Origin of the sequence: Klebsiella sp. 54 (assembly GCF_018223875.1) — a bacterium.
Lineage (GTDB): Bacteria > Pseudomonadota > Gammaproteobacteria > Enterobacterales > Enterobacteriaceae > Klebsiella > Klebsiella quasipneumoniae.
The window spans coordinates 265,230-292,045 of the sequence record NZ_JAGRRA010000004.1; the positions used below are offsets into that span (position 1 = coordinate 265,230).

Annotated in this window: 28 protein-coding genes, 5 tRNA genes and 1 pseudogene; 16 read left to right on the top strand and 18 right to left on the bottom strand. The window is 58.2% G+C overall.

Features of this window, described 5'->3' with window-relative positions; genetic code table 11:
* Window positions 1-122 precede the first annotated feature (122 nt).
* From csrA to KHQ24_RS12790, 12 genes are all read left to right on the top strand, one after another.
* On the top strand, window positions 123-308 hold the full coding sequence (csrA, locus tag KHQ24_RS12735; RefSeq protein WP_000906486.1) for a carbon storage regulator CsrA: 186 nt from the start codon (window positions 123-125) through the stop codon (window positions 306-308).
* Window positions 309-630: 322 nt separating this feature from the next.
* Window positions 631-723 (top strand) — tRNA-Ser (locus KHQ24_RS12740).
* Between the two features lie 4 nt (window positions 724-727).
* Window positions 728-804 (top strand) — tRNA-Arg (locus KHQ24_RS12745).
* 150 nt (window positions 805-954) lie between these two features.
* Window positions 955-1,031: transfer RNA gene (locus KHQ24_RS12750), tRNA-Arg, on the top strand.
* 61 nt (window positions 1,032-1,092) lie between these two features.
* Window positions 1,093-1,169 (top strand) — tRNA-Arg (locus tag KHQ24_RS12755).
* Between the two features lie 96 nt (window positions 1,170-1,265).
* A tRNA-Arg gene (locus KHQ24_RS12760) sits at window positions 1,266-1,342 on the top strand.
* A gap of 355 nt (window positions 1,343-1,697) precedes the next feature.
* On the top strand, window positions 1,698-2,012 hold the full coding sequence (locus KHQ24_RS12765) for a BON domain-containing protein (RefSeq protein ID WP_004205689.1): 315 nt from the start codon (window positions 1,698-1,700) through the stop codon (window positions 2,010-2,012).
* A gap of 125 nt (window positions 2,013-2,137) precedes the next feature.
* A complete protein-coding gene (gene yqaB / locus KHQ24_RS12770; protein WP_004205690.1) occupies window positions 2,138-2,704 on the top strand; it encodes a fructose-1-phosphate/6-phosphogluconate phosphatase in 567 nt (188 codons plus the stop codon).
* On the top strand, window positions 2,701-3,129 hold the full coding sequence (locus tag KHQ24_RS12775) for a YqaA family protein (protein ID WP_004205691.1): 429 nt from the start codon (window positions 2,701-2,703) through the stop codon (window positions 3,127-3,129). The genes yqaB and KHQ24_RS12775 overlap by 4 nt, the downstream gene beginning before the upstream one ends.
* Window positions 3,130-3,195: 66 nt before the next feature.
* Window positions 3,196-4,752: a glutamate--cysteine ligase gene (gene gshA / locus KHQ24_RS12780; protein ID WP_004205693.1), complete on the top strand. Its 1,557-nt coding sequence runs from the start codon at window positions 3,196-3,198 to the stop codon at window positions 4,750-4,752.
* A 165-nt stretch (window positions 4,753-4,917) separates the two neighbouring features.
* Window positions 4,918-5,433 carry an S-ribosylhomocysteine lyase gene (gene luxS / locus KHQ24_RS12785; RefSeq protein ID WP_004205694.1) on the top strand — a complete coding sequence of 172 codons (516 nt, stop codon included), beginning with the start codon at window positions 4,918-4,920 and terminating at the stop codon, window positions 5,431-5,433.
* Between the two features lie 52 nt (window positions 5,434-5,485).
* The gene (locus KHQ24_RS12790; protein ID WP_032456498.1) at window positions 5,486-6,253 is read left to right on the top strand and encodes an AraC family transcriptional regulator; all 768 of its coding nucleotides are present in this window, start codon (window positions 5,486-5,488) and stop codon (window positions 6,251-6,253) included.
* Here KHQ24_RS12790 and leuA read toward each other — a convergent pair.
* From leuA to KHQ24_RS12860, 14 genes are all read right to left on the bottom strand, one after another.
* On the bottom strand, window positions 6,232-7,908 hold the full coding sequence (gene leuA / locus KHQ24_RS12795) for a 2-isopropylmalate synthase (protein ID WP_064795134.1): 1,677 nt from the start codon (window positions 7,906-7,908) through the stop codon (window positions 6,232-6,234). The genes KHQ24_RS12790 and leuA overlap by 22 nt on opposite strands.
* Before the next feature lie 136 nt (window positions 7,909-8,044).
* Window positions 8,045-9,583, bottom strand: a complete 1,539-nt coding sequence (gene emrB / locus KHQ24_RS12800) for a multidrug efflux MFS transporter permease subunit EmrB (protein WP_002914342.1) — start codon at window positions 9,581-9,583, stop codon at window positions 8,045-8,047.
* A gap of 15 nt (window positions 9,584-9,598) precedes the next feature.
* Window positions 9,599-10,771, bottom strand: a complete 1,173-nt coding sequence (gene emrA, locus KHQ24_RS12805) for a multidrug efflux MFS transporter periplasmic adaptor subunit EmrA (protein ID WP_004205697.1) — start codon at window positions 10,769-10,771, stop codon at window positions 9,599-9,601.
* A 125-nt stretch (window positions 10,772-10,896) separates the two neighbouring features.
* The gene (mprA, locus tag KHQ24_RS12810) at window positions 10,897-11,427 is read right to left on the bottom strand and encodes a transcriptional repressor MprA (protein ID WP_002914337.1); all 531 of its coding nucleotides are present in this window, start codon (window positions 11,425-11,427) and stop codon (window positions 10,897-10,899) included.
* 90 nt (window positions 11,428-11,517) lie between these two features.
* Entirely contained in the window at window positions 11,518-11,853 is a 336-nt protein-coding gene (gene ygaH / locus KHQ24_RS12815) for an L-valine transporter subunit YgaH (RefSeq protein WP_004205699.1), read from the bottom strand.
* On the bottom strand, window positions 11,843-12,589 hold the full coding sequence (locus tag KHQ24_RS12820; protein WP_211777306.1) for an AzlC family ABC transporter permease: 747 nt from the start codon (window positions 12,587-12,589) through the stop codon (window positions 11,843-11,845). The genes ygaH and KHQ24_RS12820 overlap by 11 nt, the downstream gene beginning before the upstream one ends.
* 181 nt (window positions 12,590-12,770) lie before the next feature.
* Window positions 12,771-13,769 carry a glycine betaine/L-proline ABC transporter substrate-binding protein ProX gene (gene proX / locus KHQ24_RS12825; protein WP_017900617.1) on the bottom strand — a complete coding sequence of 333 codons (999 nt, stop codon included), beginning with the start codon at window positions 13,767-13,769 and terminating at the stop codon, window positions 12,771-12,773.
* Between the two features lie 78 nt (window positions 13,770-13,847).
* Entirely contained in the window at window positions 13,848-14,915 is a 1,068-nt protein-coding gene (gene proW / locus KHQ24_RS12830) for a glycine betaine/L-proline ABC transporter permease ProW (protein ID WP_004205702.1), read from the bottom strand.
* Complete coding sequence (proV, locus tag KHQ24_RS12835) at window positions 14,908-16,110, bottom strand: glycine betaine/L-proline ABC transporter ATP-binding protein ProV (protein WP_156234025.1); 1,203 nt, start codon at window positions 16,108-16,110, stop codon at window positions 14,908-14,910. Before proV ends, proW begins: the two co-directional genes overlap by 8 nt.
* 357 nt (window positions 16,111-16,467) lie before the next feature.
* Entirely contained in the window at window positions 16,468-17,430 is a 963-nt protein-coding gene (gene nrdF, locus KHQ24_RS12840) for a class 1b ribonucleoside-diphosphate reductase subunit beta (protein ID WP_004205704.1), read from the bottom strand.
* A gap of 10 nt (window positions 17,431-17,440) precedes the next feature.
* The gene (gene nrdE / locus KHQ24_RS12845; RefSeq protein WP_049115875.1) at window positions 17,441-19,582 is read right to left on the bottom strand and encodes a class 1b ribonucleoside-diphosphate reductase subunit alpha; all 2,142 of its coding nucleotides are present in this window, start codon (window positions 19,580-19,582) and stop codon (window positions 17,441-17,443) included.
* Window positions 19,555-19,965: a class Ib ribonucleoside-diphosphate reductase assembly flavoprotein NrdI gene (gene nrdI, locus KHQ24_RS12850; RefSeq protein WP_004205706.1), complete on the bottom strand. Its 411-nt coding sequence runs from the start codon at window positions 19,963-19,965 to the stop codon at window positions 19,555-19,557. The genes nrdE and nrdI overlap by 28 nt, the downstream gene beginning before the upstream one ends.
* Complete coding sequence (gene nrdH, locus KHQ24_RS12855) at window positions 19,962-20,207, bottom strand: glutaredoxin-like protein NrdH (protein WP_004205709.1); 246 nt, start codon at window positions 20,205-20,207, stop codon at window positions 19,962-19,964. Before nrdH ends, nrdI begins: the two co-directional genes overlap by 4 nt.
* A 183-nt stretch (window positions 20,208-20,390) precedes the next feature.
* Window positions 20,391-20,822 carry a carboxymuconolactone decarboxylase family protein gene (locus KHQ24_RS12860; protein ID WP_004205714.1) on the bottom strand — a complete coding sequence of 144 codons (432 nt, stop codon included), beginning with the start codon at window positions 20,820-20,822 and terminating at the stop codon, window positions 20,391-20,393.
* A gap of 88 nt (window positions 20,823-20,910) precedes the next feature.
* On the opposite strand from KHQ24_RS12860, the gene KHQ24_RS12865 reads away from it, so the two are divergent.
* On the top strand, window positions 20,911-22,287 hold the full coding sequence (locus KHQ24_RS12865) for a PLP-dependent aminotransferase family protein (RefSeq protein ID WP_049093587.1): 1,377 nt from the start codon (window positions 20,911-20,913) through the stop codon (window positions 22,285-22,287).
* A gap of 119 nt (window positions 22,288-22,406) precedes the next feature.
* Here KHQ24_RS12865 and KHQ24_RS12870 read toward each other — a convergent pair whose 3' ends face one another.
* Window positions 22,407-22,754 (bottom strand): DUF883 family protein, encoded by a 348-nt coding sequence (locus KHQ24_RS12870; protein WP_004205716.1) that lies wholly within the window; start codon window positions 22,752-22,754, stop codon window positions 22,407-22,409.
* 149 nt (window positions 22,755-22,903) lie between these two features.
* On the opposite strand from KHQ24_RS12870, the gene KHQ24_RS12875 reads away from it, so the two are divergent.
* Window positions 22,904-23,266 carry a DUF2002 family protein gene (locus tag KHQ24_RS12875; protein WP_002914291.1) on the top strand — a complete coding sequence of 121 codons (363 nt, stop codon included), beginning with the start codon at window positions 22,904-22,906 and terminating at the stop codon, window positions 23,264-23,266.
* 78 nt (window positions 23,267-23,344) lie between these two features.
* Here KHQ24_RS12875 and alaE read toward each other — a convergent pair whose 3' ends face one another.
* A complete protein-coding gene (alaE, locus tag KHQ24_RS12880) occupies window positions 23,345-23,794 on the bottom strand; it encodes an L-alanine exporter AlaE (RefSeq protein ID WP_004205719.1) in 450 nt (149 codons plus the stop codon).
* Between the two features lie 728 nt (window positions 23,795-24,522).
* Between alaE and stpA the strand changes: the two genes are divergently transcribed.
* The gene (gene stpA, locus KHQ24_RS12885) at window positions 24,523-24,924 is read left to right on the top strand and encodes a DNA-binding protein StpA (protein WP_023290746.1); all 402 of its coding nucleotides are present in this window, start codon (window positions 24,523-24,525) and stop codon (window positions 24,922-24,924) included.
* A gap of 77 nt (window positions 24,925-25,001) precedes the next feature.
* Here stpA and KHQ24_RS12890 read toward each other — a convergent pair whose 3' ends face one another.
* Window positions 25,002-25,181, bottom strand: coding sequence for a hypothetical protein (locus KHQ24_RS12890; protein WP_004205721.1), 180 nt, complete (start codon window positions 25,179-25,181; stop codon window positions 25,002-25,004).
* Between the two features lie 205 nt (window positions 25,182-25,386).
* Here KHQ24_RS12890 and lpxO point away from each other — a divergent pair, with 205 nt between their 5' ends.
* A complete protein-coding gene (gene lpxO, locus KHQ24_RS12895; protein WP_004205722.1) occupies window positions 25,387-26,289 on the top strand; it encodes a lipid A hydroxylase LpxO in 903 nt (300 codons plus the stop codon).
* On the opposite strand, the pseudogene KHQ24_RS12900 reads toward lpxO, so the two are convergent.
* Window positions 26,270-26,816 (bottom strand): annotated as a pseudogene (locus KHQ24_RS12900) (rhodanese family protein). The gene lpxO and the pseudogene KHQ24_RS12900 overlap by 20 nt on opposite strands.

The following is a 26,816-nucleotide window of genomic DNA, read 5'->3' on the forward strand; positions in this document are numbered from 1 at the left end:
AATGTGATGCCATGACTGCTTATACCGTAAGGTATTTGTCATTGCTTACTTTTTGGCGTTATATGATGGATAATGCCGGGATACGAGAGACCCGACTCTTTTAATCTTTCAAGGAGCAAAGAATGCTGATTCTGACTCGTCGAGTTGGTGAGACCCTCATGATTGGAGATGAGGTCACTGTGACAGTTTTAGGGGTGAAGGGTAACCAGGTTCGTATTGGCGTAAACGCCCCTAAAGAAGTATCTGTACACCGTGAAGAGATCTACCAGCGTATTCAGGCTGAAAAATCCCAGCAGTCCAGTTACTAAGGTTTCCGCGCCTCGCTGTTCAGTGAGGCGCATCACTTATCGCCGCTTTTTCCCTTTTTCTGTTTCTTCCCCCTGCACCATACCGCTTTTCATTACCCTTTGCCGCTTTGGTTGTTTGACATTATGCCAGCGTCAGGGCTGATTTCCTGTTGATAAATTGCCCTTTTTGCCGTTTTTGCACGCGAATTGCGTGCGAAGTGTGCAAACGAAAAAAGGTCTCGAAAAAGTGTTTGACTTATAAGTACCAGAAAGTAATATGTGCGCCATCGCAGCGACGAAGAGCAGAAGCAAGTTCTTCGAAGCACTCGAAAGAGGCGTGTGTGGTGAGGTGGCCGAGAGGCTGAAGGCGCTCCCCTGCTAAGGGAGTATGCGGTCAAAAGCTGCATCCGGGGTTCGAATCCCCGCCTCACCGCCATTTTGCATCCGTAGCTCAGCTGGATAGAGTACTCGGCTACGAACCGAGCGGTCGGAGGTTCGAATCCTCCCGGATGCACCATCTTCTTTCTGAATTAAGAGAGAAGCGCGCTGTGAAAGCAGCGGCCCGCAGTGCGAGGCATAATCGAGTCACTCTACCGATTAGGCCGTCATACTCAGTGTGGCATGTGTTAGTTGTGACACTGACGCGTAGTAAAGCAAGTTTCCCGATGCATCCGTAGCTCAGCTGGATAGAGTACTCGGCTACGAACCGAGCGGTCGGAGGTTCGAATCCTCCCGGATGCACCATTCTTTAACAAGAATGGCAAATCGCGAAATTTGATATCAGAATTACTGCAGTAATCCCGATGCATCCGTAGCTCAGCTGGATAGAGTACTCGGCTACGAACCGAGCGGTCGGAGGTTCGAATCCTCCCGGATGCACCATATTCTCCTTAGTAACAGCAACATTGTTGTTATCTGGTTTGCGAAACCATCGTAAGTGCCAGGAGAGTAACCCCGCAGTAAAATAGCTTTCCCGATGCATCCGTAGCTCAGCTGGATAGAGTACTCGGCTACGAACCGAGCGGTCGGAGGTTCGAATCCTCCCGGATGCACCATATTCTCCTTAATAACAGCGACGATGTTGTTTTATGGTCTGCGAAATCATCGCCAGCACCAGGGAGGATAACGTTGCGTAAGCAACGGCCCGAAGGGTGAGGCGAAGCCGAATCATCCTCCCGGATGCACCATATTCTCCTCAGTAGCAACGACGATGTTGTTGCATAGGCTGCGAAATTATCGCAGCACCCGTTCTGAATGCATCATCTTCACTCTTCTTTCACCATCCCGATAACCGCGTTTCCCATCGCCAGTTTCATCCTGACTTTTTTATTGGCAAGCCGCGCTTTCCACTATAATTTATCCTTGTATATCAGCGTTATCAGGCTGAGATAAATGCAAGGAGAGAAATCCATGAAATGGTTCAAAGCAATACCTGCTTTTTGCGCAACGCTGCTGGTGGCGACGGCCCTCGCTGGCTGTGCGGGATCGGCTACAAAGGAGAGTACGGGCGGCTATATTGACGATACCGTGGTGACCACCAAGGTAAAAACGGCGCTCTTTAACGATAAAGACATCAAGTCCTCTGAAATCAGCGTCCAGACCTTTAAAGGCCGCGTCCAACTGAGCGGATTTGTCTCCTCCGCGGAAAGCGCTAAACGGGCGGTGGAAGTCACCCGTCGGGTGCAGGGCGTGCGAATGGTCGAAAACGATCTGCGAATTAAATAAGGCCGCCTATCCGGTCTGATGCCTGAAGGCGCCTGTGGGCGCCTTTGTCGTCTGCGCCGCTGGCCGCGACAACGACCGGCTTTTGCGTTACAGTAACCATTCATTAACCGGTTGGTGAGAAGACGATGTACGAAGGTTACGCAGGACTGATCTTTGATATGGATGGCACTATCCTCGATACCGAGCCGACCCATCGTCAGGCATGGAATGAGGTGCTGGGCCGCTACGGTATGCGTTTCGACGAACAGGCGATGGTTGCCCTCAATGGCTCACCGACCTGGCGGATTGCCCAGGCGATTATTGAACTCAACCAGGCGGATCTCGATCCACATCGCCTGGCGCAGGAAAAAACCCTGGCCGTTAAGGCGATGCTGCTGGACAGCGTACGTCCATTGCCGCTGATCGAGGTGGTCAAGGCGTGGCACGGCCGTCGCCCGATGTCGGTCGGCACCGGTAGCGAAAGCGCCGTCGCCGAAGCGCTGCTGGCGCACCTGGGCCTGCGTCATTACTTCTCCGCGGTGGTGGCGGCCGATCATGTGGTCAACCATAAACCCGCGCCCGATACCTTCCTGCTGTGCGCCGAGCGCATGGGCGTCGCGCCGGAAAAATGCGTGGTCTTCGAAGATGCCGACTTTGGTCTGCAGGCGGCGAAGCGCGCGGGAATGGACGCTGTAGACGTGCGTTTGCTGTGAGCGATGCGCTGTCACTCCTCTCGCTGTTTGCCAGTAGCTTTTTAAGCGCCACGCTACTTCCCGGCAATTCGGAGGTTGTGCTGGTGGCTATGCTACTTGCGGGGGTCAGTCATCCGTGGTGGTTAGTATTAATAGCAACAATCGGCAATAGCCTTGGAGGGGTAACTAACGTTATTCTGGGGCGCCTGTTTCCGCTGCGTAAAACCTCGCGCTGGCAGGAGCGGGCGGCCGGCTGGCTTAAGCGCTACGGCGCGGTTACGCTGTTGCTGAGCTGGGCGCCGGTTGTCGGCGATTTACTGTGTTTGCTGGCGGGATGGATGCGCATTTCCTGGGGACCGGTACTCTTTTTCTTATGCCTTGGAAAGGCGCTGCGCTATATCGTCATTGCAGCAGCGACGCTTCAGGGCATGACGTGGTGGCACTAATTGGACTGATAGTTCATCCATTACAATTATGCTTATTCAAACGATTTCGACAGGCGGGAGGTCAAATTGATCCCGGACGTATCACAGGCGCTGGCCTGGCTGGAAAAACATCCGCAGGCCCTGCAGGGTATTCAACGTGGTCTGGAGCGGGAGACGCTGCGCGTGAACGCAGACGGCACCCTTGCAACGACCGGTCACCCTCCGGCGTTAGGCTCAGCGCTGACGCATAAATGGATTACCACCGATTTTGCCGAAGCTTTACTTGAGTTCATTACGCCAGTAGATGGCGATATTGAGCATATGCTGACCTTTATGCGCGATGTCCATCGCTATACCGCGCGTCAGCTTGGCGACGAGCGGATGTGGCCGCTGAGTATGCCATGCTATATCGCCCCCGGTCAGGATATTGAGCTGGCGCAGTACGGCACCTCTAACGTGGGGCGTCTGAAAACGCTGTATCGCGAGGGGCTGAAGAACCGCTACGGCGCGCTGATGCAGACTATCTCCGGCGTGCACTATAACTTCTCCCTACCGATGGCCTTCTGGCAGGCTAAATGTGGTGTGGAAGACGCTGAGAGTGGTAAAGAGGCCATTTCGGCGGGCTATTTCCGCTCAATTCGTAACTACTATCGCTTTGGCTGGGTGATCCCCTATCTGTTTGGCGCCTCGCCGGCGATTTGCGCTTCGTTCCTGCAAGGAAAGCCGACGACGCTGCCCTTTGAGGAGACGGGCAACGGCATGTATTACTTGCCGTACGCCACCTCGCTGCGCCTCAGCGACCTTGGTTATACCAATAAGTCGCAAAGCAATCTCGGAATTACGTTTAACGATCTGCACGAGTATGTGGCAGGATTGAAGCGCGCGATTAAAACGCCGTCGGAAGAGTACGCTAAAATCGGGCTGGAAAAAGACGGTAAGTATCTGCAGATCAACAGCAATATCCTGCAGATTGAAAACGAACTCTATGCGCCGATCCGCCCGAAACGCGTCACCCGTCGGGGCGAAACCCCGTCCGATGCGCTGTTGCGCGGTGGTATTGAGTATATCGAAGTGCGTTCGCTGGATATCAATCCCTTCTCGCCGATCGGCGTTGACGCCCAGCAGGTGCGTTTCCTCGACCTGTTTATGGTCTGGTGCGCGCTGGCCGACGCGCCGGAGATGAGCAGCGATGAGCTACTGTGCACCCGCACCAACTGGAACCGGGTGATTCTGGAAGGGCGTAAGCCGGGCTTAACGTTGGGCATCGGCTGCGAAAGCGCGCAGTTCCCGCTGGCGCAGGTGGGTAAAGATCTGTTCCGCGATTTACGCCGTGTAGCGCAGACGCTGGACAGCATTCACGGCGGCGAGGCCTATCAACAGGTCTGCGATGAGCTGCTGGCCTGTTTTGACGATCCGGAATTAACCTTCTCAGCCCGCATTCTGCGTTCTATGATTGAAGAAGGGATTGGTGGAACCGGCCGTGCGCTGGCCGATCGTTACCGGACCCAGCTGCGTGAAGAGCCGCTGGAGATCCTGAGCGAAGAAGATTTCATCGCCGAGCGTGACGCGTCGGTGGCGCGACAGAAGAAAATAGAAGCGGAAGACAGCGAGCCGTTTGAGGCGCTGTTGGCGCGGCACGCGTAGCGGTCGAAGCGCTGGAAAAGAAAAAGGCCACATCACTGTGGCCAAACTTTCATCTCTGATTCAGGGATGATGATGATAATAAATGCGCGTCTTTCATATACTGAGACTCGCGGCTGAACAAAGAGTTCATTTTATTTTAAAAAAATTCACTCCCGGAGGTGACGAATGCCGTTGTTAGATAGTTTCACAGTCGACCATACCCGAATGGAAGCCCCAGCGGTGCGTGTCGCGAAGAAAATGAACACGCCGCATGGCGATGAAATCACCGTATTCGATCTGCGCTTCTGCGTGCCGAACCAGGAAGTGATGCCGGAGCGCGGTATCCACACCCTCGAGCACCTGTTCGCCGGCTTTATGCGCGATCACCTGAACGGGAATGGCGTGGAAATTATCGACATTTCGCCGATGGGCTGCCGCACCGGGTTCTATATGAGCCTGATTGGTACGCCGGACGAGCAGCGCGTCGCCGACGCCTGGAAAGCGGCGATGGCCGACGTGCTGAAGGTGAAAGATCAGAACCAGATCCCGGAGCTGAACGTCTACCAGTGCGGGACCTACACCATGCACTCGCTGGAAGAGGCGCAGGAGATCGCTCGTCATATCATCGAGCGCGATGTGCGCATCAACAGCAACGACGAACTGGCGTTGCCGAAAGAAAAACTGCAGGAACTGCACATCTAGTGCTTCCGCCGCGGCCCGACGCCTGTCGCCGGGCCGCTTTCCCGACGCCGCCATGACGACGACCACCACCTTCTCCTTTCAGCACCGCCCGCTGGTGCCCTTTGCCCATGATTATGCTCACGGTGACCAGGAAGACTGGCATCAGCATGACTGCGCCCAGCTGCTGCATATTTTAAGCGGCGTGGTGCGGGTGGCGACGCCGGCAGGCTACTGGGTGGTGCCGCCCGGGCGCGGTGTCTGGCTGCCGGCGGGAACGCCCCACGCGCTGCGCATGACCGGCAACGTCGCGGCGCGAACGCTGTTTATCGATCCGCTGGCGCGCGCCGATCTTCCGGCGGGCTGCCAGATCGTACAGATCACGCCCTTGCTGCGGGAACTGATTGTCTCCTCCCTGGCGCTGGCCGAGCGTTATGCCCCCGCCAGCCGCGACGAACGGATTTATGAGCTGATCCTCGATGAGATCCGCGGGATGGCGATCCTGCCGTTTGGCCTGCCGGAGCCGCAAAGCGAAACGCTGCGCCGGCTGTGCCAGCAGGTGCGCGAGGCGCCGGGCGACGTCTGGAGCAGCAGCCAGGCGGCGAAGGCGTGCAGCATGAGCGAGCGAACCCTAAACCGCCATTTTCAGCAGCAGACTAGCCTGACGTGGCGCGAGTGGGTGCGCCGGGCGAAGCTAATGGAAGCGCTGATTCGCCTGGCGCAGGGCCACTCCGTGCTGCGGGTGGCGCTGGAGCTGGGCTACGGCAGCCACAGCGCCTTCAGCGCCATGTTTCGTCGGGTGATGGGCGTCGCCCCCAGCGACTATTTTCGTCCCCCGGCCTGATCGGCGGCGCTGAGCGCATTGCACAGCGCCTGCAGCGAGGCGCGCGCCACGTCATTATCGATACCCACGCCCCAGTAGCTTTCTCCTTGCGGAAAAACGCAGCGGATATAGGCCACCGACCGGCTGTCGCTGCGCGCGCCGAGGGTATGCTCATGATAGTCCTTGATCATAAACGGTTGCCGAAACAGCGCGCTGAGGCCGCTGGCTGCGGCGGAGAGCAGGCCGTTGCCCTGGCCCTGCAGGCGTCGGGTTTCGCCGTGGTGACGCAGCGTTGCCTGCAGGGAAAGCTGGCCATTCTGCTGGCTGGCGCTCTGATAATCGACCAGCGTCAGCGCAGACTGCGTCTGCAGCCCGTAGCGCGTGCGGAACAGCTGCCACAGCGCATGGTGGGTCATCTCTTTGCCGTCGCTATCGGTGGCCTGCTGAACGTGCTGGCTGAAGTCCTGCTGCAGCCCGCGGGGCAGCTTCAGGCCATGATTTTGTTCGATAAGCCAGGCGCTGCCGCTTTTCCCCGACTGGCTGTTGACGCGGATCACCGCCTCATAGCTGCAGCCAATATCCTGCGGGTCAATCGGCAGATAGGGCATCCGCCACGGGTCGCCAGGCTGACGGGCATCAAATCCTTTTTTGATCGCATCCTGATGAGAGCCGGAGAAGGCGGTGTAAGCCAGACTTCCCGCCCACGGGTGGCGCGGGTGAACGGGGATCTGATTGCAGTTTTCCACCACTTCCACCACCCGGTTTATCTGCTCGAAGCGAAGCTCAGGGTCGATGCCCTGGCTGTAGAGATTCATCGCCAGCGTCACCAGACAGACATTGCCGGTGCGTTCGCCGTTGCCAAACAGGCAGCCTTCCACCCGGTCGGCACCGGCCATCACCGCCAGCTCGGCGCTGGCGACGCCGGTGCCGCGGTCATTGTGCGGATGCACGCTGATGCAGACTTCGCCGCGGCGGGAGAAGTGGCGGCAAAAATATTCGATCTGATCGGCATAGACATTCGGGGTGTTGACTTCCACCGTCGCCGGCAGATTGACGATCATCGGTCGCTCGGCGCAGGGCTGCCAGACATCCGCCACCGCTTCGCAAATCTCAAGCGCAAACTCGGGCTCGGTGAAGCAGAAGGTTTCAGGCGAATATTCATATTGCCAGCGGGTCTCTGGCTGCTGTTCGCACTGCTGACGGATAAGCCGGGTGGCGCGGGTCGCGAGGGCGATCACCTCGGCCTTGTCCATGCCGAAAACCAGCTCGCGGAACAGCGGCGCGGTGGCATTGTAGAGGTGGACGGTGGCCCGGCGGGCGCCGCGCAGCGCCTCAAAGGTGCGCAGGATCAGCGGGTCTCGCGCCTGGGTCAGCACCTGGATAGTGACATCCTCCGGGATGCGCTGTTCGTCAATCAGCTGGCGGACAAAGTTGAAGTCGGTTTGTGAAGCGGAAGGGAAGGCGACCTCAATCTCTTTAAAGCCGCACTCCAGCAGCAGATCCCAGAACTGCAGTTTGCGGGCGCTGTCCATGGGCTCGGCCAGCGCCTGGTTGCCGTCGCGCAGGTCAGTCGACAGCCAGCGTGGGGCGTGGCTGATTTGCCGGTCAGGCCAGCGGCGGTCGGGAAGGGCGATCGGCGGATAGGGACGGTACTTTTCAGCAGGATGGCTCAGCATAGTGTTCTCCTTAATAGTCTGCCTTTATCCTGCCCGAGCGCCGGCGGGCGGGCTTTCGCAAACGAGACAGAAACTAGCGAGAACTGGACAACCTGAAGGCGTAAAAAAGGGACCCGCAGGTCCCTTAATGTGAGGCTTAGTGCGCGCCGCCGCCGCCGCCGCCGGCGCTGAACGGGGGTCTGGCGAACCATACCAGTCCCAACAGCAGGATGAAAATGGCCGCTGAGATCCAGAAGATTTCGTTGGCGGAGATAATCAGCCCCTGGTTGGTTATTTGCTGTGCTATCCAGCCGGACGCCTGTTGCTGCGTCATTCCCATCCCCTGCAGCTGATCGTAGATCTGCTGCGCGTTGGGGTTGAACGGCGTCACCGATTCGGTGAGCTGCGCATGGTGCAGCGCCTCGCGGTTGGTCCACAGGGTGGTGGTGATCGAGGTACCGATGGAGCCAGCAAGGGTACGGGTGAAGTTCGACAAGCTCGACGCCGCCGCCAGCCGCTCCGGCGGCAGGCCGGAAAGGGTGATGGTGGTCAACGGCATGAAGAAGCAGGCCACCGCGAAGCCCTGGATAAACTGCGGCCACGCCGAGGCGCCAAAGTCCATCCCCGGTTCGAAGGTCCAGGCGCGCCAGTAGAAGCAGACGGCGTACATGATAAAGCTGAAGGTGACCAGCCGCCGCATATCGAGCTTATGCGCAAAGCGGCCGATAATCGGCGACAGAATGACCGGGATCACCCCCACCGGCGCTGACGCCAGGCCGGCCCAGGTCGCAGTGTAGCCGTAGACCTCCTGCAACAGCTGCGGCAGCAGCACGATGGCCCCGAAGTAGAGCATGTAGGCCAGGCTGATGCAGAGGCAGCCGATGGTGAAGTTGCGCGACTTAAACAGCGACAGATCGACAATCGGGTTATCGTCGGTCAGCTCCCAGACGATCAGGAAGCTTATCGCCACCACCGCCACGATGGTCAGAATGATAATTTCATTGGAGGAGAACCAGTCCAGCTCTTTGCCCCGGTCCAGCATCACCTGCAGACTACCGATACCGATGATCAGCAGCGCCAGGCCGACGCCGTCGATACGCCGCTGTTCGGTTTTGGTTTCCCGGTTGCGCAGGGTCTGCAGGGTCATCAGCACCACCGCCACGCCAATGGGCACGTTGATAAAGAAGATCCATCCCCAGTGGTAGTTATCGCTGATATAGCCGCCGAGGATCGGGCCGCAGATGGGAGCGACGATCACCGTCATCGACCACAGCGCCAGGGCGATAGAGCGTTTCGCCGGCGGATAGTTGCTGAGCAACAGACTTTGCGACAGCGGGATCAGCGGCCCGGCAACAATCCCCTGAATGACGCGGAAGAAGATCAGCATCGTCAGGCTGTTGGAGACGCCGCAGGCCCAGGAGGCGATGGCGAAAGCGGTGGTGGACCACAGGAACAGCTTCACCTCGCCCACGCGCTTGGCCAGCCATCCGGTGATCGGAATGGAGATGGCGTTAGCGACCCCGAACGAAGTGATGACCCAGGTCCCCTGGCTCAGCGATGAGCCAAGGTTACCGGCGATGGTCGGGATCGCCACGTTGGCGATAGTGGAATCCAGCACCTGCATGAACGTCGCGAGCGACAGCGCAATGGTCATGATGACCAGCTGCGCGCCTTCCAGCGGTTTTTGCTGTTGCATTACACTCACCCCGAATTATCCGGCGTTGGCCTGAATGATCTCGTCTATCAGCTTATTGACCGGATCGAGAGCGATTTCGCGGGCGTTGCTCTCGTAGACCGGGGAGCTCCGCACCTGGCTTGCCAGCATTTCGCCATCGCGATCGGTGGTGTTAACTTCTACCAGCGTCGAGAGGCCGATGCGCAGCGGGTGTTCCGCCAGCTGTTTTTCATCCAGTTCGATGCGGACCGGCAGACGCTGTACCACTTTGATCCAGTTACCGGTGGCGTTCTGCGCCGGCAGCAGGGAGAAGGCGCTCCCGGTCCCCATATCCAGACCAACCACCTTGCCGGTGTATTTCACGTCATCGCCATAGATGTCGCTGATCACCGTGGCCGGCTGGCCAATGCGCATATGCGCCAGCTGGGTCTCTTTAAAGTTAGCGTCGATCCACAGGTTAGTTGCCGGAACCACCGCCATCAGCGGCGTGGTGGTGCCGATCTGCGCGCCAGGCTGTACCGAGCGACGGGAAACGTAGCCGCTAATCGGGCTGACGATCTGCGTACGCTGCAGGGCCAGCCAGGCGTTACGCACTTCGGTCGCCGCCTGCAGCACCGCCGGCTGCTGTTCGAGTTTGGTACCCAGCACGATCGCCTGGTTGGCGTTGTACTGCTGGATGGCCACGTCAAGCTCGGCCTGCGCGCTGGCGACGGTGTCGCGGGCGTGCTGCAGCTCTTCGCGGCCGATGAGGTTCGCCGCGCCCAGCGGGATACGGCGGTTCAGGTCAGCCTGCGCCTGGGCGAGGGCGGTCTTTTTGACGTCAATATTCGCCTGCAGCTGCTTGCTGTTGATCATCTGCTGACGGGTTTGACGCACGCTGGCGGCCAGCTGCGTCTTGGCTTTCTCAAACGCCTGTTGGGCATCGGTCTGATCGAGGGTGACCAGCGGATCGCCTTTCTGCACGTAGTCCGTGTTGTCAGCCCAGACTTTGGTCACGCTGCCCGAGACCTGGGCCATAATTTGTACCTGGTTCCCTGCCACGTAGGCATCGTCGGTCTCTTCGTAGTGACGCAGTACCAGAAACCAGTAAATCCCATATGCCACGGCAATAATAATGAAGAGCAATGTCAGCAACAGAAGGGCGCCTTTACGCTTCCCTTTTTTGCTGCCTGGTTGCTGCGGGGTTTGGCTCTCCGCATTTGCGCTCATGTTATTCTCCACGATCTTATTATTTCACATCGGCTGAGCCGACCTGTTTATCAGAAAGGCCAGCAGAGATCTGCTGGCCTGGCTGTTTTCCTTGCAACGTAAAAATGGGCTGAGCGACGCCGCCCTTAGCGTAGAGAGTCCGCCAGCACGCCTTCTTCTTCCATCTGGTCAAGGCGGCTCAGGAGTTTGCGGGTAATATGTTCGAGCTGATCTTTTTCGCTGGTGCTGAGTGAAGACCACAGCTGATGCAGGCAGTTATGCTGCGGCGGCAGGACTTCACGCAAAAACTGATGGCCCTTTTCGGTCAGCTGCAGATGCAGACAGCGACGATCGTTATCGCTCTCGCGGCGTTCAATCCAGCCGCGTTTTTCCAGTTCATCAGCGATACGGGTGGCGTTGGTACGCGACGAGCCCAGCGCACAGCTCAGCTCGGACGGCTGAATGCTGTGGTTTTCCTGCGACTCCAGCGTAATCAGCGCCATAAATAATGTCTCGTTAATTCCCTGCGCTTTGAGCATTTTATTGCGATTTTCCAGCAGCTTACCTTGCATATGCATGCAAAGACGAGTTAACAGAATCTCCTGGAACGGGAAATCTTCATGGCGGCTGGCGCGGAACTTGAGCATTTGCTCAATGGGAGTAAACGAACTATCCATTTGGGTATGACCTCATTAATTACAGCCGATATAATAACTATTGTGACAAATAAATCAAATGAATTATTGACCAAAATTGATACGTAAAGCTTAGAGCCCGCTGGCGATTTTCCAGGCCAGACCGTAGGCCAACGCCGACAGGAGGGTCGGGATAATAATGCTGCGGGTTTTCCAGAAGGCGCCCCCCAGCACCAGGAAGCCGATCAGCGTCGGCGCCAGACGATGGGCATCGGCGAGGATCTCCGGCACGCTGGAGACCACCAGCAGCGCGCAAATCGAGGCGATGCCGATGGTATCCAGCAGCACGCTGACCGGGCCACGGCGGGCAGGCCGGGCATGGCCCGCGCGCAGACGCAGGGGAAGATAGCGAAACAGATAGTTCACGCCGCCGACAATCACCCCGAGCAGAAGGACCTCACTGTTCATCCGGCATCCCCTTCAGCATGGCCTGGACCAGCGCCGTCAGACACCCGCAAACAATCCCGGCAAGGATCGCCGCCGGAATGGAAAATAACAGAATGCCACCCAGGGCGCCCGCCAGCGCCGCGGTGACGCACAGGGATTGCTGGCGCTGGAAAGAGGCCAGCAGGAAGCTCATAAACAGCGCCGGCAGCATAAAGCCGAGCGCGGCTTCCACCGCCGGATAGTCCACCAGCAAACCGTTGCCGGACCAGGCGCCGGCCAGCGTGCCGCACACCCAGGATGCCCACGAGGTGAACGCGAGACCGAGCATCCAGTTTTCGCTCCAGCGGCGGTTGTCGCGAACCAGCCTGGCGGTGGCGGCGGCGAAAACCTCATCGGTCAGGCCGAAGGCCCAGAGGGCGGTTTTCTTTTTGTTCAGCGCGGTATGAATGCGGCTGCGCAGCGAGGGTCCATACAGCACGTGGCGTACGTCCATCGCCATCACCGTCAGGGCGGCGACCCACAGCGAACTGCCGGCGGCCAGCATGGCGGTGATCACAAACTGGCTGGCGCCGGCGTAAATGATGCAGGAGAAAAACAGGCTTTCCAGCGGGGTGAAACCCAGCCGGGTGGCATTGAGTCCGAAGGCGAATGCCACCGGAAGGTAGCTGATGACGATGGGGAGACTGTCTTTAATGCCTTCGCCGACGGTGGCGACACGTTCAGATGAGGCACAGGTTAAGGGCGCAGGGTTTTCCATATGAATAACTTATCGCTGGATCCATGTGAAGGTGGCAAATTGACCGATGTCCCCACCTTAACAGAGCGCGACGCGCCTTAACACTATGAAAATGCCCGCAATCCGCTTTTCCCTGACCCAGACGGGATGAAAGGCGGGGAAGGGGGCCCGGATAAGGCGTCGGGCCTTATCCGGGAGCGGGTTACTGCTGCGCGGCGAGGGCGGCTTTCACCCAGCTGTCGAACAGCGGCTGGTGGGCCTTGATCCAGCCATCAACATGACCGTTAATGTCGGCTTCAGAAGCATGGCCGTCGTGCATCATCGCATTCTCGGCATTGATGTCGGCGATCGGCAGCTTCATGACGCTAAACAGAGTGGCGGCGGCCGGGTTTTTCTCCGCCCAGGCTTTGTTGGCGACAATGTGCATGGTGTTGACCGGGAATCCATAGTTGGCGCCATTGGCCAGTTTGGTATCGATGTTTTTCTGCTCGCCCGGCAGGGAGGAGAACGGCACCTGCAGCCAGACGACGTCTTTGCCAGGCTTCAGCACGTCGCTAACCCAGTACGGCGTCCAGGTGTAGTAGAGCACCGGTTTACCCTCTTTATAACGGGCGATGGTGTCGGCCATCATCGCCGCGTAGTTGCCCTGGTTATGGGTGACGGTTTTGCTCAGGCCATAGGCGTCAATCTGGTGGTTAATCACCGCTTCGCAGCCCCAGCCAGGGGTGCAGCCGGTGAGGTCCGCTTTGCCGTCGTTGTTGGTATCAAACAGTTTGGCGATCTGCGGATCTTTGAGCTGATCGATGGAGGTGATGTGGTACTGCTCGGCGGTTTTTTTGTCGATCAGATAGCCCTGGGCGGCACCTGAGACGTATACCCCCTTGCGGTAAAATTTGTTATCACCGCCCGCCGCGGCGTACATGTCATCGTGCAGCGGCTGCCAGTTGGTGGCGATGAAGGTGGTATCCCCAGCGGCAATCGAGGTATAGGCAACGTTATAGTCCACTTCGCTCGGTTTCTCGACGGTGTAGCCAAGCTTCTCCAGCGCGCGGCTGACCAGCAGGGTCTGGAAGCTCTCTTCGGAGATGGTGCTCTGGGCCGGCTTGACGGTAATGCCTTTGCCCGGCAGGTCGGCGGCGAAGGCGCTAGTGGCGATCAGGGTGGCAAAGGCGGCGGTGGCCATCATCGTGCTATGTCGCATGGTGGTTCCTCTTATTGTTTAACGGGAAGGGCGGCCCCCCGGCATCGGCTGGTGCCGGGGAGCGGCGCTGTTATCGACTTATCGACAGAAAGGGCGAGTGAGAAGCCCCAGCGGGCCGGTGGTGTACCAGCGGCGGTTGCCGCGACTGCGGGCGTCGCGGCCGACGGCCTGGGTAAGGCGGTCAAGAATAATCGCCAGGATCACGATCCCCACGCCGCCGACGGTGGCCAGGCCCATATCCAGGCGACCAATGCCGCGCAGCACCATCTGGCCAAGACCGCCGACGGCGATCATCGAGGCGATCACCACCATCGACAGGGCCAGCATCAGCGTCTGGTTAACCCCGGCCATAATGGTGGGCATCGCCAGCGGCAGCTGAACTTTAAACAGCAGCTGTCGCGGGCTGGCGCCAAATGAGCGCGACGCTTCGATCAGATCCGCAGGCACCTGGTTTATCCCGAGGATGGTCAGACGGACGATGGGCGGCAGGGCGAAGATAATCGTCACCACCACGCCGGGCACGTTGCCGATGCCGAACAGCATTACGATCGGCACCAGGTAGACGAAGGCCGGCGTGGTCTGCATGGCATCCAGCAGTGGGCGGATAATTTTCGCCGCCCGCGGACTGCGCGCCAGCCAGATCCCCAGCGGCAGGCCGATGATCATGCAGAACAGCAGGGCGGTGAGGACCAGCGCCAGGGTGACCATCGCCTGCGACCACGCGCCGATGGCGCCAATGGCAATCAGCGATACCAGGGTGGCGACCCCCATGCCGAGGCTGGAGATCTGCCAGGCGATCAGCGCGAAGACGATAATCGCCACTGGCGCCGGCATTCCCAACAGCAGCTGCTGAAAGGCGCTGAGAATGTAGTCGATCGGCACGCGGATCCCCTGGAACAGCGGGCGGAAGTGCAGCACGATCCAGTCGATGGCGTGGGTCACCCAGCTGTCGAGCGGGATCAGGGTCTTATGGAACGGATCCATGATATTGAACTGTTCCGGCTGCGGCGCCGGGGCGCTGTGCAGCCAGTCGGCGCCGCCGCCATTGGTCGGCGCGGCAGTAGAAGCGCCACCCCAGGCGTCTGCAGCCTGGGCGGCGTTGTCGGTTGCCGGGGCGCTGTCCCACGGATTGGTTTGATCAGCCATGATTCACCCCCTCGCGATCTAAAGCCTGGAGCAACATTCGTTTGGAAATGATGCCAATATATTGTTGTTCTTCATCCACCACCGGGACGGCGCACGGGGCGTGGCCGACGTGGGAGAGCAGATCGCTGAGCGGCGTTTGCGCCTCCACCGCCAGCGGGGCGTCAATCAGCGCCGCCTCGATCCCCTGGCCGGCGCTGAGCGCGGTTTTCAGAGAATCGATCGACACAATCCCGACAAAGCGATTACCACGCTCGATGACATAGCCATATTCCCGGTCTTCATCCTGTAATAATTTCAGCGCTGAGCGGGGGCCAAAACCTGGCGTTTTACGAATCAGGCCGACCGGACTACGACGGGCAATATCTTTGGCGCTGAAGACCTGGCTAATATCGACGCCGCGGAAGAAGGTGCGGACATAATCATTGGCCGGATTATTCAATATTTCATCCGGAGTGCCGACCTGAACCACTTCGCCATTTTGCATAATGGCGATACGATCGCCAATTCGCATGGCTTCATCAAGGTCATGGGAAATAAAGACAATGGTACGCTGATGCTTAGCCTGTAATTTGATCAGCTCATCCTGCATTTCGGTGCGAATGAGCGGATCGAGCGCGGAGAAGGCTTCATCCATTAACAGAATATCGGGATTAATCGCCAGGGCGCGGGCTAAACCGACGCGCTGACGCATCCCGCCAGAGAGTTCATCCGGCCAGGCGTGGGCGTAATTCTCCAGCCCCACCTGCCGCAGCGCTTCCCGCGCTTTTTGCTCTCGCTCAGCGGCCGGGACGCCGGCAAGCGCCATGCCAAACGCCGTGTTGTCGAGCACGCTCATGTGCGGCATCAGTGCAAAGGATTGAAAAACCATCGCAATTTTTTTACGACGCACCTCGCGCAGCTCGGCGTCCGACATTTTCGCGATATCGACCCCGTCAATCAGCACCTGGCCGCGGGTGGGTTCAATCAGGCGATTGAGAAGGCGAACCATGGTGGATTTCCCCGAACCGGAGAGCCCCATGATGACGAATATCTCGCCTTCTTCAATGGCCAGACTGGCGTTTTTGACGCCAAGCGACAGCCCCGTTTTTTCCAGTATTTGCGCTTTGTTGAGTCCTTTCTCAATATATTTGAAAGCACGGTGAGGGTGCTCGCCAAATATCTTATAAAGATTTTTAATTTCTAATTTAATTGCCATGCAATAGAGAAGTTCCTGTTATTTGTTTATTGCGATACGGTACCCAATGGTGATTATGATCTTTTTACACCCTAACATACTCAGATTCTGTGACAACCCTTAATGACAAACTCTCGGCAAAATGGAGTGAGGGACATGGCGGCGCAGCCCCCGTGATATAAGGGCTGAGCGGTAATTTGTTGTGGGTAATATTTTTTGATTATCTCTGGATAATTCGACTGAAATAGACCAGTTTTCTGCTAAATATGACGGGATGATGACGGTTAGGCCATGGAGAGAATATTTGACAGATGAACCCACTTTTCTGCGAAATAGATCACCAGGAATTCGGTCGCGATATTCCTGGTGAAAGTACGGTTAAAAGTCCCAGTCGTCGTCGGCGGTCTCTTCCATTTTTCCTATCACGTAGGAGGAGCCAGAACCGGAGAAAAAGTCGTGGTTTTCATCGGCGTTGGGCGACAGCGCCGCGAGGATCGCTGGATTAACCGCCGCCATCTCCGCCGGGAACAGCGCCTCGTAGCCGAGGTTCATCAGCGCTTTGTTGGCGTTGTAGCACAGGAAAGCGCTAACGTCGTCGAACCAGCCGCTCTCGCCGTACAGTTCCCGGCTGTAGGCCAGCTCGTTGTCGTAAAGATCCATCAGCAGATCGAGGGCGAAATTTTTCAATTCTTCGCGCTTGCCGGGGCTGACGATCTCCAGTCCTTTCTGATATTTGTAGCCGATGTAATAGCCATGCACCGCTTCATCGCGAATGATCAGGCGGATCAGATCCGCGGTGTTGGTCAGCTTTCCCCGGCTGGAGAAGTACATCGGTAGCCAGAAGCCGGAGTAGAAGAGAAAGGATTCGAGGAACACGCTGGCGATTTTTTTCTTCAGCGGCTCGTCGGCCTGATAGTAGCCCAGCATCAGCTGCGCCTTGCGCTGCAGGGGCTCACAGCTTTCGCTCCAGGCGAAGGCGGCATCCACCTCCTTGCTGTGGCACAGCGTGGAAAAGATGGAGCTGTAAGAGCGAGCATGAACCGCTTCCATAAAGCTGATGTTCGACAGCACCGCCTCCTCATGCGGGGTCAGGGCGTCCGCCATCAGCGCCGGCGCGCCGATGGTGTTCTGAATGGTGTCGAGCAGGGTCAGCCCGGTAAAAACGCGAATGGTCAACTGCTGCTCCGCCGCGCTGAGGGTTTGCCAGGCGGGAATGTCGTTCGACAGCGGCACTTTCTCCGGCAGCCAGAAGTTGCTGGTGAGACGGTTCCACACCTCCAGATCTTTATCGTCATCGATGCGGTTCCAGTTGATCGCGCTGACGCGCGTTAAATGAGTCATCCTGATCTCCTTACAGCGCGCAGGACACGCAGCCTTCAATTTCAGTGCCTTCCAGCGCCAGCTGGCGCAGTCGGATGTAGTAGAGCGTCTTAATGCCTTTCTTCCAGGCGTAGATCTGCGCCTTGTTGATATCGCGGGTGGTGGCGGTATCGGGGAAGAACAGGGTCAGCGACAGCCCCTGATCGACGTGGCGCGTCGCCTCGGCGTAGGTGTCGATGATTTTCTGGGGCCCTATCTCGTAGGCATCCTGATAGAGGGTCAGATTCTCGTTATTCATAAACGGCGCGGGGTAGTACACCCGTCCGGTTTTCCCCTCTTTGCGGATCTCAATCTTCGAGACGATCGGGTGAATGCTGGAGGTGGCATGGTTGATGTACGAGATCGAGCCGGTGGGCGGCACCGCCTGCAGATAGCGGTTGTAAATGCCATAGCGCATGACGTCGTCGCGCAGCTGGCGCCAGCTTTCCCGGTCGGGCAGGGAGATGCCGGCGCGGGCGAACAGCGCGCGGACCCGTGCGGTTTTCGGCTGCCACTCCTCATGCAGATATTTGTCGAAGTACTCCCCGCTGGCGTAGCGCGACTGCTCGAAGCCGGCGAAGCGCTGACCGCGCTCGCGAGCCAACAGCATCGAGGTGTGCAGCGCGTGCCAGGTCACGGTGTAAAAGTAGATATTGGTGAAGTCCAGCCCCTCCGGGCTGCCGTAGGCAATGCCTTCCCGCGCCAGGTAACCGTGCAGATTCATCTGCCCCAGGCCGATGGCGTGGGAGGCCGCGTTGCCGGCCGCCACGGAAGGGACCGACTGAATGTGGCTCATGTCGGACACGGCGGTCAGGGCGCGCACCGCGGTGGCGATTGTGCGGCCGAAATCCGGCGAGTCCATGGTATGGGCGATATTCAGCGAGCCGAGGTTGCAGGAGATATCTTCCCCGATATGGGCATAGCTGAGGTCTTCATTATAGGCAGACGGCGTACTGACCTGCAGGATCTCGGAACACAGATTGCTCATGGTGACCCGCCCGGCCACTGGACTGGCGCGGTTCACGGTGTCTTCAAACATGATGTACGGGTAGCCGGATTCAAACTGGATCTCCGCCAGGCGCTGGAACAGGTCGCGGGCGCGGATCCAGCGTTTGCCCACCCGCTCGTCGGCCACCAGCTGTGGATAGAGGTCGCCGATGGCGCAGTCGGCGAAGGGTTTGCCGTACAGCCGTTCGACATCATACGGCGAGAACAGCGCCATCTGCGCGTCTTCTTTCGCCAGCTGGAAAGTGATATCAGGGATCACCACCCCCAGCGACAAGGTTTTGATGCGGATTTTCTCATCGGCATTTTCACGCCGGGTATCAAGGAAGCGCAAAATATCCGGATGGTGCGCGTGCAGCCAGACCGCCCCCGCCCCCTGGCGGGCACCGAGCTGGTTGGCATAGGAGAAGGCATCCTCCAGCATCTTCATCACCGGCACCACGCCGGAGGACTGGTTTTCGATGCGCTTGATCGGCGCCCCGGCCTCGCGCAGGTTAGAGAGTAAAAAGGCCACGCCGCCGCCGCGCTTCGACAGCTGCAGCGCCGAGTTCACCGCCCGGCCGATGGACTCCATATTATCCTCAATGCGCAGCAGGAAGCAGGAGATCAGCTCTCCGCGCTGCTGTTTGCCGGCGTTGAGGAAGGTGGGGGTAGCCGGCTGGAAGCGGCCGCTGAGTATCTCCTCCGTCAGCTGCCGCGCCTGCTGTTCATCGCCCCGGGCCAGCGTCAGGGCCACCATTACGCTGCGTTCGGCGAAATCCTCGAGGTAATGTTTGCCATCAAAGCTCTTCAGCGCGTAGCTGGTGTAGAACTTCCAGGCCCCGAGGAAGGTCTGGAAGCGAAACGCGGCGCGCCGGGCATGGTCGAACAACGCCAACACAAACCCGCGGTCATAGCCGGCCAGCACCTGCGGATCGTAATAGCCCTCGCGGACGAGCCAGCTGAGTTTATCCTCCTGGCTGGCAAAGGCGAGGGTGTTGGGCTGAACCTGGGTCGCCATAAAGGCCTCAACCGCCTGGCGATCTTTCTCAAACGGGATGCGGCCCTCGCTGTCGTATAAGTTCAGCATCGCATTGAGGGCGTGAAAATCCACGGCGGCGGTTATACGTTCTGCGGTTGTCGTTGCCAAAATTCGCTGACTCCTTTGCGTACGTTATCGATATCGTCGGGGGTTCCCATCAGCTCGAAGCGGTAGAGATAGGGCACGGCGCACTTCTGCGCGATGACATCCCCGGCGCGCCCCCAGGCGTCGCCAAAGTTGCGATTGCCGGCGGCAATCACCCCGCGGATCAGTCGACGGTTATGTACGTCGTTTAAAAAGCGGATCGCCTGACGCGGCACGGCGCCGGCGGTGCCGCCGCCGCCATAACTGGGAACGATGAGAATGTAGGGCTCGTCTACCTGCAGATGTTCACGCTCGTTCAGCGGGATGCGCACCGCCGGCAGCCCCAGGCGCTGCACAAAGCGATGGGTGTTCTCCGAACGGCTGGAGAAGTAGACGATGAGGCTCATGCGCTGGCCGCCGCGACGGAGGGACGCAGGCGATTGATCATATCCGGGCGGAAGCCGCTCCAGCGCAGGTCGCCGGCGATCACCACCGGCAGCTGGCGAAATCCCTGCTCGCGCAGGATGTCGGCGGCATCCGGCTGTTGGTCGACGTTGACCATTTCAAAGGCCAGTCCCCGGCTCTCCATGGCTCGCCGGGTGGCATGGCACTGCACGCAGTCATTTCGAGTGTAAATAATAATGCGCATGATTCGTATTTCCGTTTAAGATAACAGCACGGCGCTAAACGTAGCGTCGAACGTTGTGGGCCATTCAATAAGGAAATACTAGATGTAGTTATTTAAAACTTCAACCACTCAATATATAGCGTTTTTAGCAAAGGATTCCCCCTCCGGGATGGCCAGGCGGAGGAGGGGGAAGGTTGCGCGAAACTACAGACGCATGGCGACGGCGAGGCGGTTAAAGGCGTTCATCAGGCTGATAGCGAAGGTGAGATCGCTTATCTGACGCGGGGTAAAATGTTCGCGCAGCGGCAGGTAAACCTCATCTTCCGCATGGCTGGCGGCGATGTCGGTGACCGACTCGGCCCACGCCAGTGCCGCGCGTTCGGCAGGGGTAAAATGGTCGCTCACCCGCCAGCCGGCCAGGGCATCCAGTTTGCTCTGCGCCATGCCGCCCTTGCGCAGCGCCTGGCTGTGCTTCTCAAGGCAGAAGGCGCAGCCGTTGATCTGCGACACGCGTAAATAGACCAGCTCCACCAGGGCGCTGCCCAGTTCGCTTTTCTCCAGCGCGAGGCTGGCCTGCACCAGCCCTTTATAGACTTCCGGGCTTAGTTCACTGAATGGCTGACGTAATTGGCTCATGGTGTTCTCCTCTCTAAGACGGCAGCCAAAATAGCACTATAATGGACTGCAAAAGATAGCCATATTGTGATGAAAAAAGCAGACCATAATGGAAGCCAGCCACCTCCCTCTCTATCAGCGTATTGCTCGCCAGCTGAAATCTGCCATTGAACGGGGCGAACTGGCTCCGGGCAGCCGTCTGCCCGCCAGCCGGGTGTTTGCCCAGGAGCAGGGCGTCTCCCGGGCGACCATCGAAAACGCCTGGAGCGAACTGGTCGCTCAGGGCTGGCTCGAGCGACGCGGGCAGGCGGGAACCTTTGTCAGCGAACGGCTCAGTCCGCGCCAGCTGGCGCCGGTAATGCCAGCGCAACCTGCCGCGCCGGCGGAGCCGTTGCCGTTTCAGATGGGGCTCCCGGCGCTGGATCTCTTTCCGCGCGGGCTGTGGGCGCGGGTGATGGGGCGCCGGCTGCGCACGCAGTCGCGGTTCGATCTGGCGCCCGGCGATCCCGGCGGCGACCCGCTTCTGCGTCAGGCGATCGTCGACTATCTGCGCCTGTCGCGCAGTATCGACTGTCAGCCGGAGCAGGTGCTGATTGCCGGCAACTATGCCACCGCTATGAACCTGATCCTGCGTACTCTGGCACAGCCGGGGCAGCATATGTGGATGGAAGATCCGGGATATCCCTTTATCCGCCCGGTGGTCGAGGCCGGGCAACTGGTGGTGGATGCGATCCCGGTGGACGACGAGGGGATGGATATCGCCTGGGGCCAGCGCCATCATCCGCAGGCGCGGTTTGCCCTGCTCACCCCGGCGCATCAGAGTCCGCTGGGCGTGGCGCTGTCGCTGCCCCGGCGTCGCCAGCTGTTGGCATGGGCCGCGGAGCGTGACGCATGGATCATTGAGGACGATTACGATAGCGAGTTTCGCTATCGCGGCAAACCGCTGCCGCCGCTGAAAAGCCTTGATGCGCCCCAGCGGGTCATCTACGCGGGCACCTTCAGCAAGTCGATGTTTCCGGCGCTGCGCACCGCCTGGCTGGTGGTGCCGAGCGCGCTGGCGGCGCGCTTTCAGCAGACCGTGGAGCGCCAGCCCTGTACGGTTCCCACCCTGTGGCAGCAGACGCTGGCGGATTTTATCCAGCAGGGCCATTTCTGGCGTCATCTGAAAAAAATGCGCGCCAGCTACAGCCAGCGCAGGCAGTGGCTGGAGTCGGCTCTGCAGGCGCAGGGCTTTCAGGTTACGCCGCAGCAAGGGGGGATTCAGCTGGTCATGCCGGTTAGCGGCGACGATCGCCTGTTGGCCCAACGGGCGGTGGCGGCCGGGCTGGCGGTACAGGCGTTGAGCGACTGGCGGATGCGCCATGCCGGCGAGGGGGGATTACTGATGAGTTTTACCAATATTCGCTCGCCGGCAATGGCTGGCGCGCTGGCCCGGCGGCTGAGGGAGGCGATCGGCGTCGGCGGCGTCCCCCCCGATGGCGCATAAAAAACCCCTGCGGCCAGAGGCGCGCAGGGGCTGACGCGTATTTGTTATCTTCATTGCTTTCCGTGAAGCTGGCGGGCTTCCGCACGCTGATCGCGCGGCGGCAGCAAACGCTATAGCTATTATCGACGTAAATTGAGCAATACGCCAATAAATACCCCGACGGCGGCGGCGGCGCCCACGCTGTGCCACGGTTTATTGCGCACGTAGGTATCGGCGCAGCCCAGCGCATCACATGCTGCCTGGCGCGCATCCAGCGCCGCCTGCTGCACCCGGTTGTGGCCATTAATGCGGGCGCGGGTCTCTTTTAACAGCGACTGCGCTTTGGCACGCGCCGCTTCCGCTTCCTCTTTCGCGTCACTGCCCCACGATTTCAGCACCTCTTCCAGCGTGTCCGCTAATTGGCTGACATCGTTATGAATATCTTCGGCGTTATCGTCAAAATTGTTGCGGTTCACATGGTTAGCCATCGTTATCTCCCTTAATTCCATCGAGTGAGTAAGTGTAGGACAAGATTTTGAATTATGCTTACTGCTGTGGTTTCTGGAATATTCCGAAAGCACTGCCCTTAATGAATAAGGTAAGGTCAATGTGCGGTAAAAGATAACGAGGAATCAGTATGTATTTAAGACCCGATGAGGTGGCGCGTGTTCTTGAAAAAGCCGGCTTCACCATGGATGTTGTGACGCAAAAAGCGTACGGCTATCGCCGCGGCGATAATTATGTTTATGTGAACCGCGAAGCGCGCATGGGGCGAACAGCGTTAGTTATTCATCCGGCGTTAAAAGAGCGCAGCAATATGCTGGCTGAACCGGCTTCAGATATCAAAACCTGCGACCATTATGAACAGTTTCCGCTGTATTTAGCCGGGGATGCGCAGCAGCATTATGGAATTCCGCACGGATTTAGCTCACGCATGGCGCTTGAGCGTTTTCTGAATGGGCTATTTGGCGAAGCTCAGCCGGCCATGTCGACGAATTAATTCGCTGGATAAAGGCCCGGGCGAAGTCGGCTGGCGGGAGGAAGCGACTGGCAGAGCCAGTCGCTGTTAACGTGTCGGTCAGGCTTTTGCCTGCTGGTAGGGAGCCACGCGGAACAGGCGGCGGCAATAGTCGAGGAAGTAGCCGTAAGCGGCGCCCATCATCATCGATACCGCCAGGTTCGAGCTCACCGCAGCGACAATCTGGTGCCAGTCCGCACCCACGCTCCACAGAATGGCGACATATACCGGCGACTGAAAGGTCACGTAGGCCAGCACGTCGGCCATATTTTTCATCCAGCCGGCCGGAGTGATGCGCCGGGCCTGACGCATGGCGAAATCGCGATAAATCCCGTAAGGAACAGCAATAATAATGTTGACCGGGATCGCCACCAGGCGCGACGATAACGACTGCTCAAACGTCATACCAGAGAGAAAAATTTCGATCATCATGTTGACGACGGTGCAGTAAACCACCATCGCAAAGGTGTCTGCAACCGCGTGCCGCAAGCGGGAGTGCGCAGAGAACATCGGAGTGCTCCTCGAAAATGAAGTCAAGAACGCCGAAAAATGCGCGTTGGTATAGCGTTTTTGGGCTGCCTGTTTTGATGTGCGTAGAGTATATCTCTGCATTAAAAGTGGCAACTAGCTATAAATTTTTATTTATTGCCTTTTTGTCGATAAAATACTCTGCGACGGTTGGTTTTCTGCCCGTTACGCTACTTTTATTGCTGTTTTCATTAAATGTGTTTATTTTCAGGTGGTTATGTGGTGTTTTGCCATGGTGTTTGACCAGGGAGGCGGCGTCTGAGCACTCGCCGTGGCGCAAAATCGCGTTAGCCTGTGATGAGAGTCTCGTTTAGATGTTTTTATGCCATTATGCCGGTTTTTGTGGTGAAAAATTCTAAAGTGACGTGTGGCGTTTTATTCTTCCTAGCTGGGTAACTATTCATTAGGCCGTGTGGAGAGGGCCAGCGCATCCGCCGACGATAAGAGGATAAGCCGCTGACCATAAAGGTAATATCGCCTGCTGAATATATTTTCCTATCTCACTATCCGCCGCTTTTATTTATTCATGGTCTCGTTGGCCCGCGCTGGCGAAAAAGAATCGGGGATTTTCCGATATAGGGCAGGCGGAAGAGATTTACTCTCTGCATAATATATTTATCTGGACAACCGCAGGCTGGAAATAAATAAACGTTTCTATTACACTTGCCGCGTTGTGTCTTTTAATTTGCTATTTGGAATTTTTTAATTTTATGTCTTCAATGTTACACAAACTGAATAATATCCGTTCACTGCGCGCGCTGTCCCGTGAATTCTCCATTGACGTGCTTGAAGAGATGCTGGAAAAGCTCAGGATCGTCACTGAAGAAATACGTACGCAACAGCAGCTGGCGGCACAGCAGCAAGCGGAATATCAGGAAAAAGTGAATACCTGGCTTGAGCTGATGCGCGCCGACGGTATTTCTCCTGACGAGCTGGTGGCCGATATTCAGCCGCCGATGGCGGGCGGTAAAAAGCGGAAACCGCGCCCGGCGAAATATCGTTATACCGATCATACCGGCGCCGAGAAAACCTGGACCGGCCAGGGAAGAATGCCGAAGCCGATTGCCCAGGCGGTCGCCGAGGGGAAATCGCTGGACAGCTTTTTAATTTAAAACCGATTCGGCCAGCGCCACGACGGCGGGGAAGACCCACCGCCCGGCCTGGCCTTATGACCTGCAGCGAGGGAGCTTCAGCAGACGCCGAAGTCTCCCTCTTCCTGATATCGCGTCACCTCGTCTGACTTCAGCGTATACCGTTCTCCCTGCTCCTGAGCGGCCTGAACCACCACCAGATCCTCGCCCTGCACTTCGATCACTTTCAGTTTTGGCCCGCCCGCACGCGGTTGCACCAGATCGCCGACAGAAAACATCATTCACTCCTTACTGTTAATACTACGTATGAACCTAAACCATAGCTCAACGCCCGTTCACTGAACACCGGGTGTGCTGTTTTTTGTTAAAACAATTTGGAGGTATATGTATTAGAGTTGTTAATGTTTTGCTGGCGCCATACCGCTGCTGAGAAGGGGGGACGGCGAGGGTAGGGTTACCACCAATCAGGTCAGGAAAGACACCATGAAGTATATCATTCTGTTGATCATTGTTATTGCTGTACTGTATGTCCATTACCGCGGACGGGTGCGCTATCGTTTCTGGCGACAGCTCTCCGACCATTCCACATTTACCGCGCCGCTGAATGGATTTATGTATTTATTTTCCCGCGTACCGAATACGCCTTATCTGCGCCCGGAGATGTTTCCCGAGCTGGCGATATTGCAGCAGAACTGGCTGGTTATTCGCGAAGAAGGGATCCGCCTCCAGCAACTGGAGCAGATTAAAGCGGCCGATAAATATAATGACGCCGGATTTAACTCATTTTTTAAAACCGGCTGGAAACGCTTTTATCTGAAATGGTATGAGGATGCCCATCCTTCCGCCAGCCAGCTTTGTCCGCAAACTACCGCGCTGCTGCGGGATATCCCGTCGGTAAAAGCGGCCATGTTCGCCACCCTGCCTGACGGCAGCCGTCTGCCGCGCCATCGCGACCCCTACGCCGGTTCCCTGCGCTTTCATCTTGGCCTGGCGACGCCGAACGATGACCGCTGCTTTATCGAGGTGGATGGTCAGCGCTACAGCTGGCGCGACGGGGAAGGCGTGCTGTTTGACGAGACCTATATCCACTATGCAGAAAATACCAGCGGTGAGAATCGACTGATTCTGTTCTGCGATATTGAACGGCCGATGCGCTACCGCTGGGCGCAGAAGGTCAACCACTGGCTGGGGCGCTATCTGATGAGCGCCGCCTCGGCGCCCAACGACGCCAGCGATCGCACCGGCGGAATTAACCGGGCATTTCGCTATATCTACCAGATCCGTATTGTCGGCAAGCGGCTGAAAAAATGGAATAAGACGGTCTATTACATCGTCAAATGGCTGCTTTTCGGCGGCATTGCCTGGCTTATCTGGAGTGCGTTTTAACTCCCCTGGCGCCGGTTCCACGGCATGATCGCCAGCAGGCGCGCCATGCCGCAAAAGCCGGTCACCCCGGCGAAAGTGAGCCCGGCGCCGACCGCGCCGCTGAGCAGGAAAAAGCCGCCGTTCACGGTATAGCCCAGCAGCACCCCCAGTAAAATCAGAACGCCAGCGGCAATTTGCACCTGGCGCATCAGCGGCAGCGGTTGCGATTTATCTTCCTCAACCGGGAGCCCCGCGGCTTTCCACGCCTGAATCCCACCCGCCAGCAGGCTGACCTGCGCCGGCGCGGCAGCGGCGGCCAGACGAATGGCGTTATTCTGCGTCCGGGAGCCGGCCTGGCAATGAAAGATCACGCGCTCGCCGGCCCGGGCGTTTAGGGTCGCGCCGCCGTTCAGGGCGGCGAGCGGCACCAGCTCGGCATCGGGAATATGTTCGCGCGCGTATTCATCCGCATCGCGGATATCTATCAGTCTCGCGCCCTGGGCAATCTGCGCCCGGGCTTCGGCAGGGGTTAAGGTGGCGATGGTCAT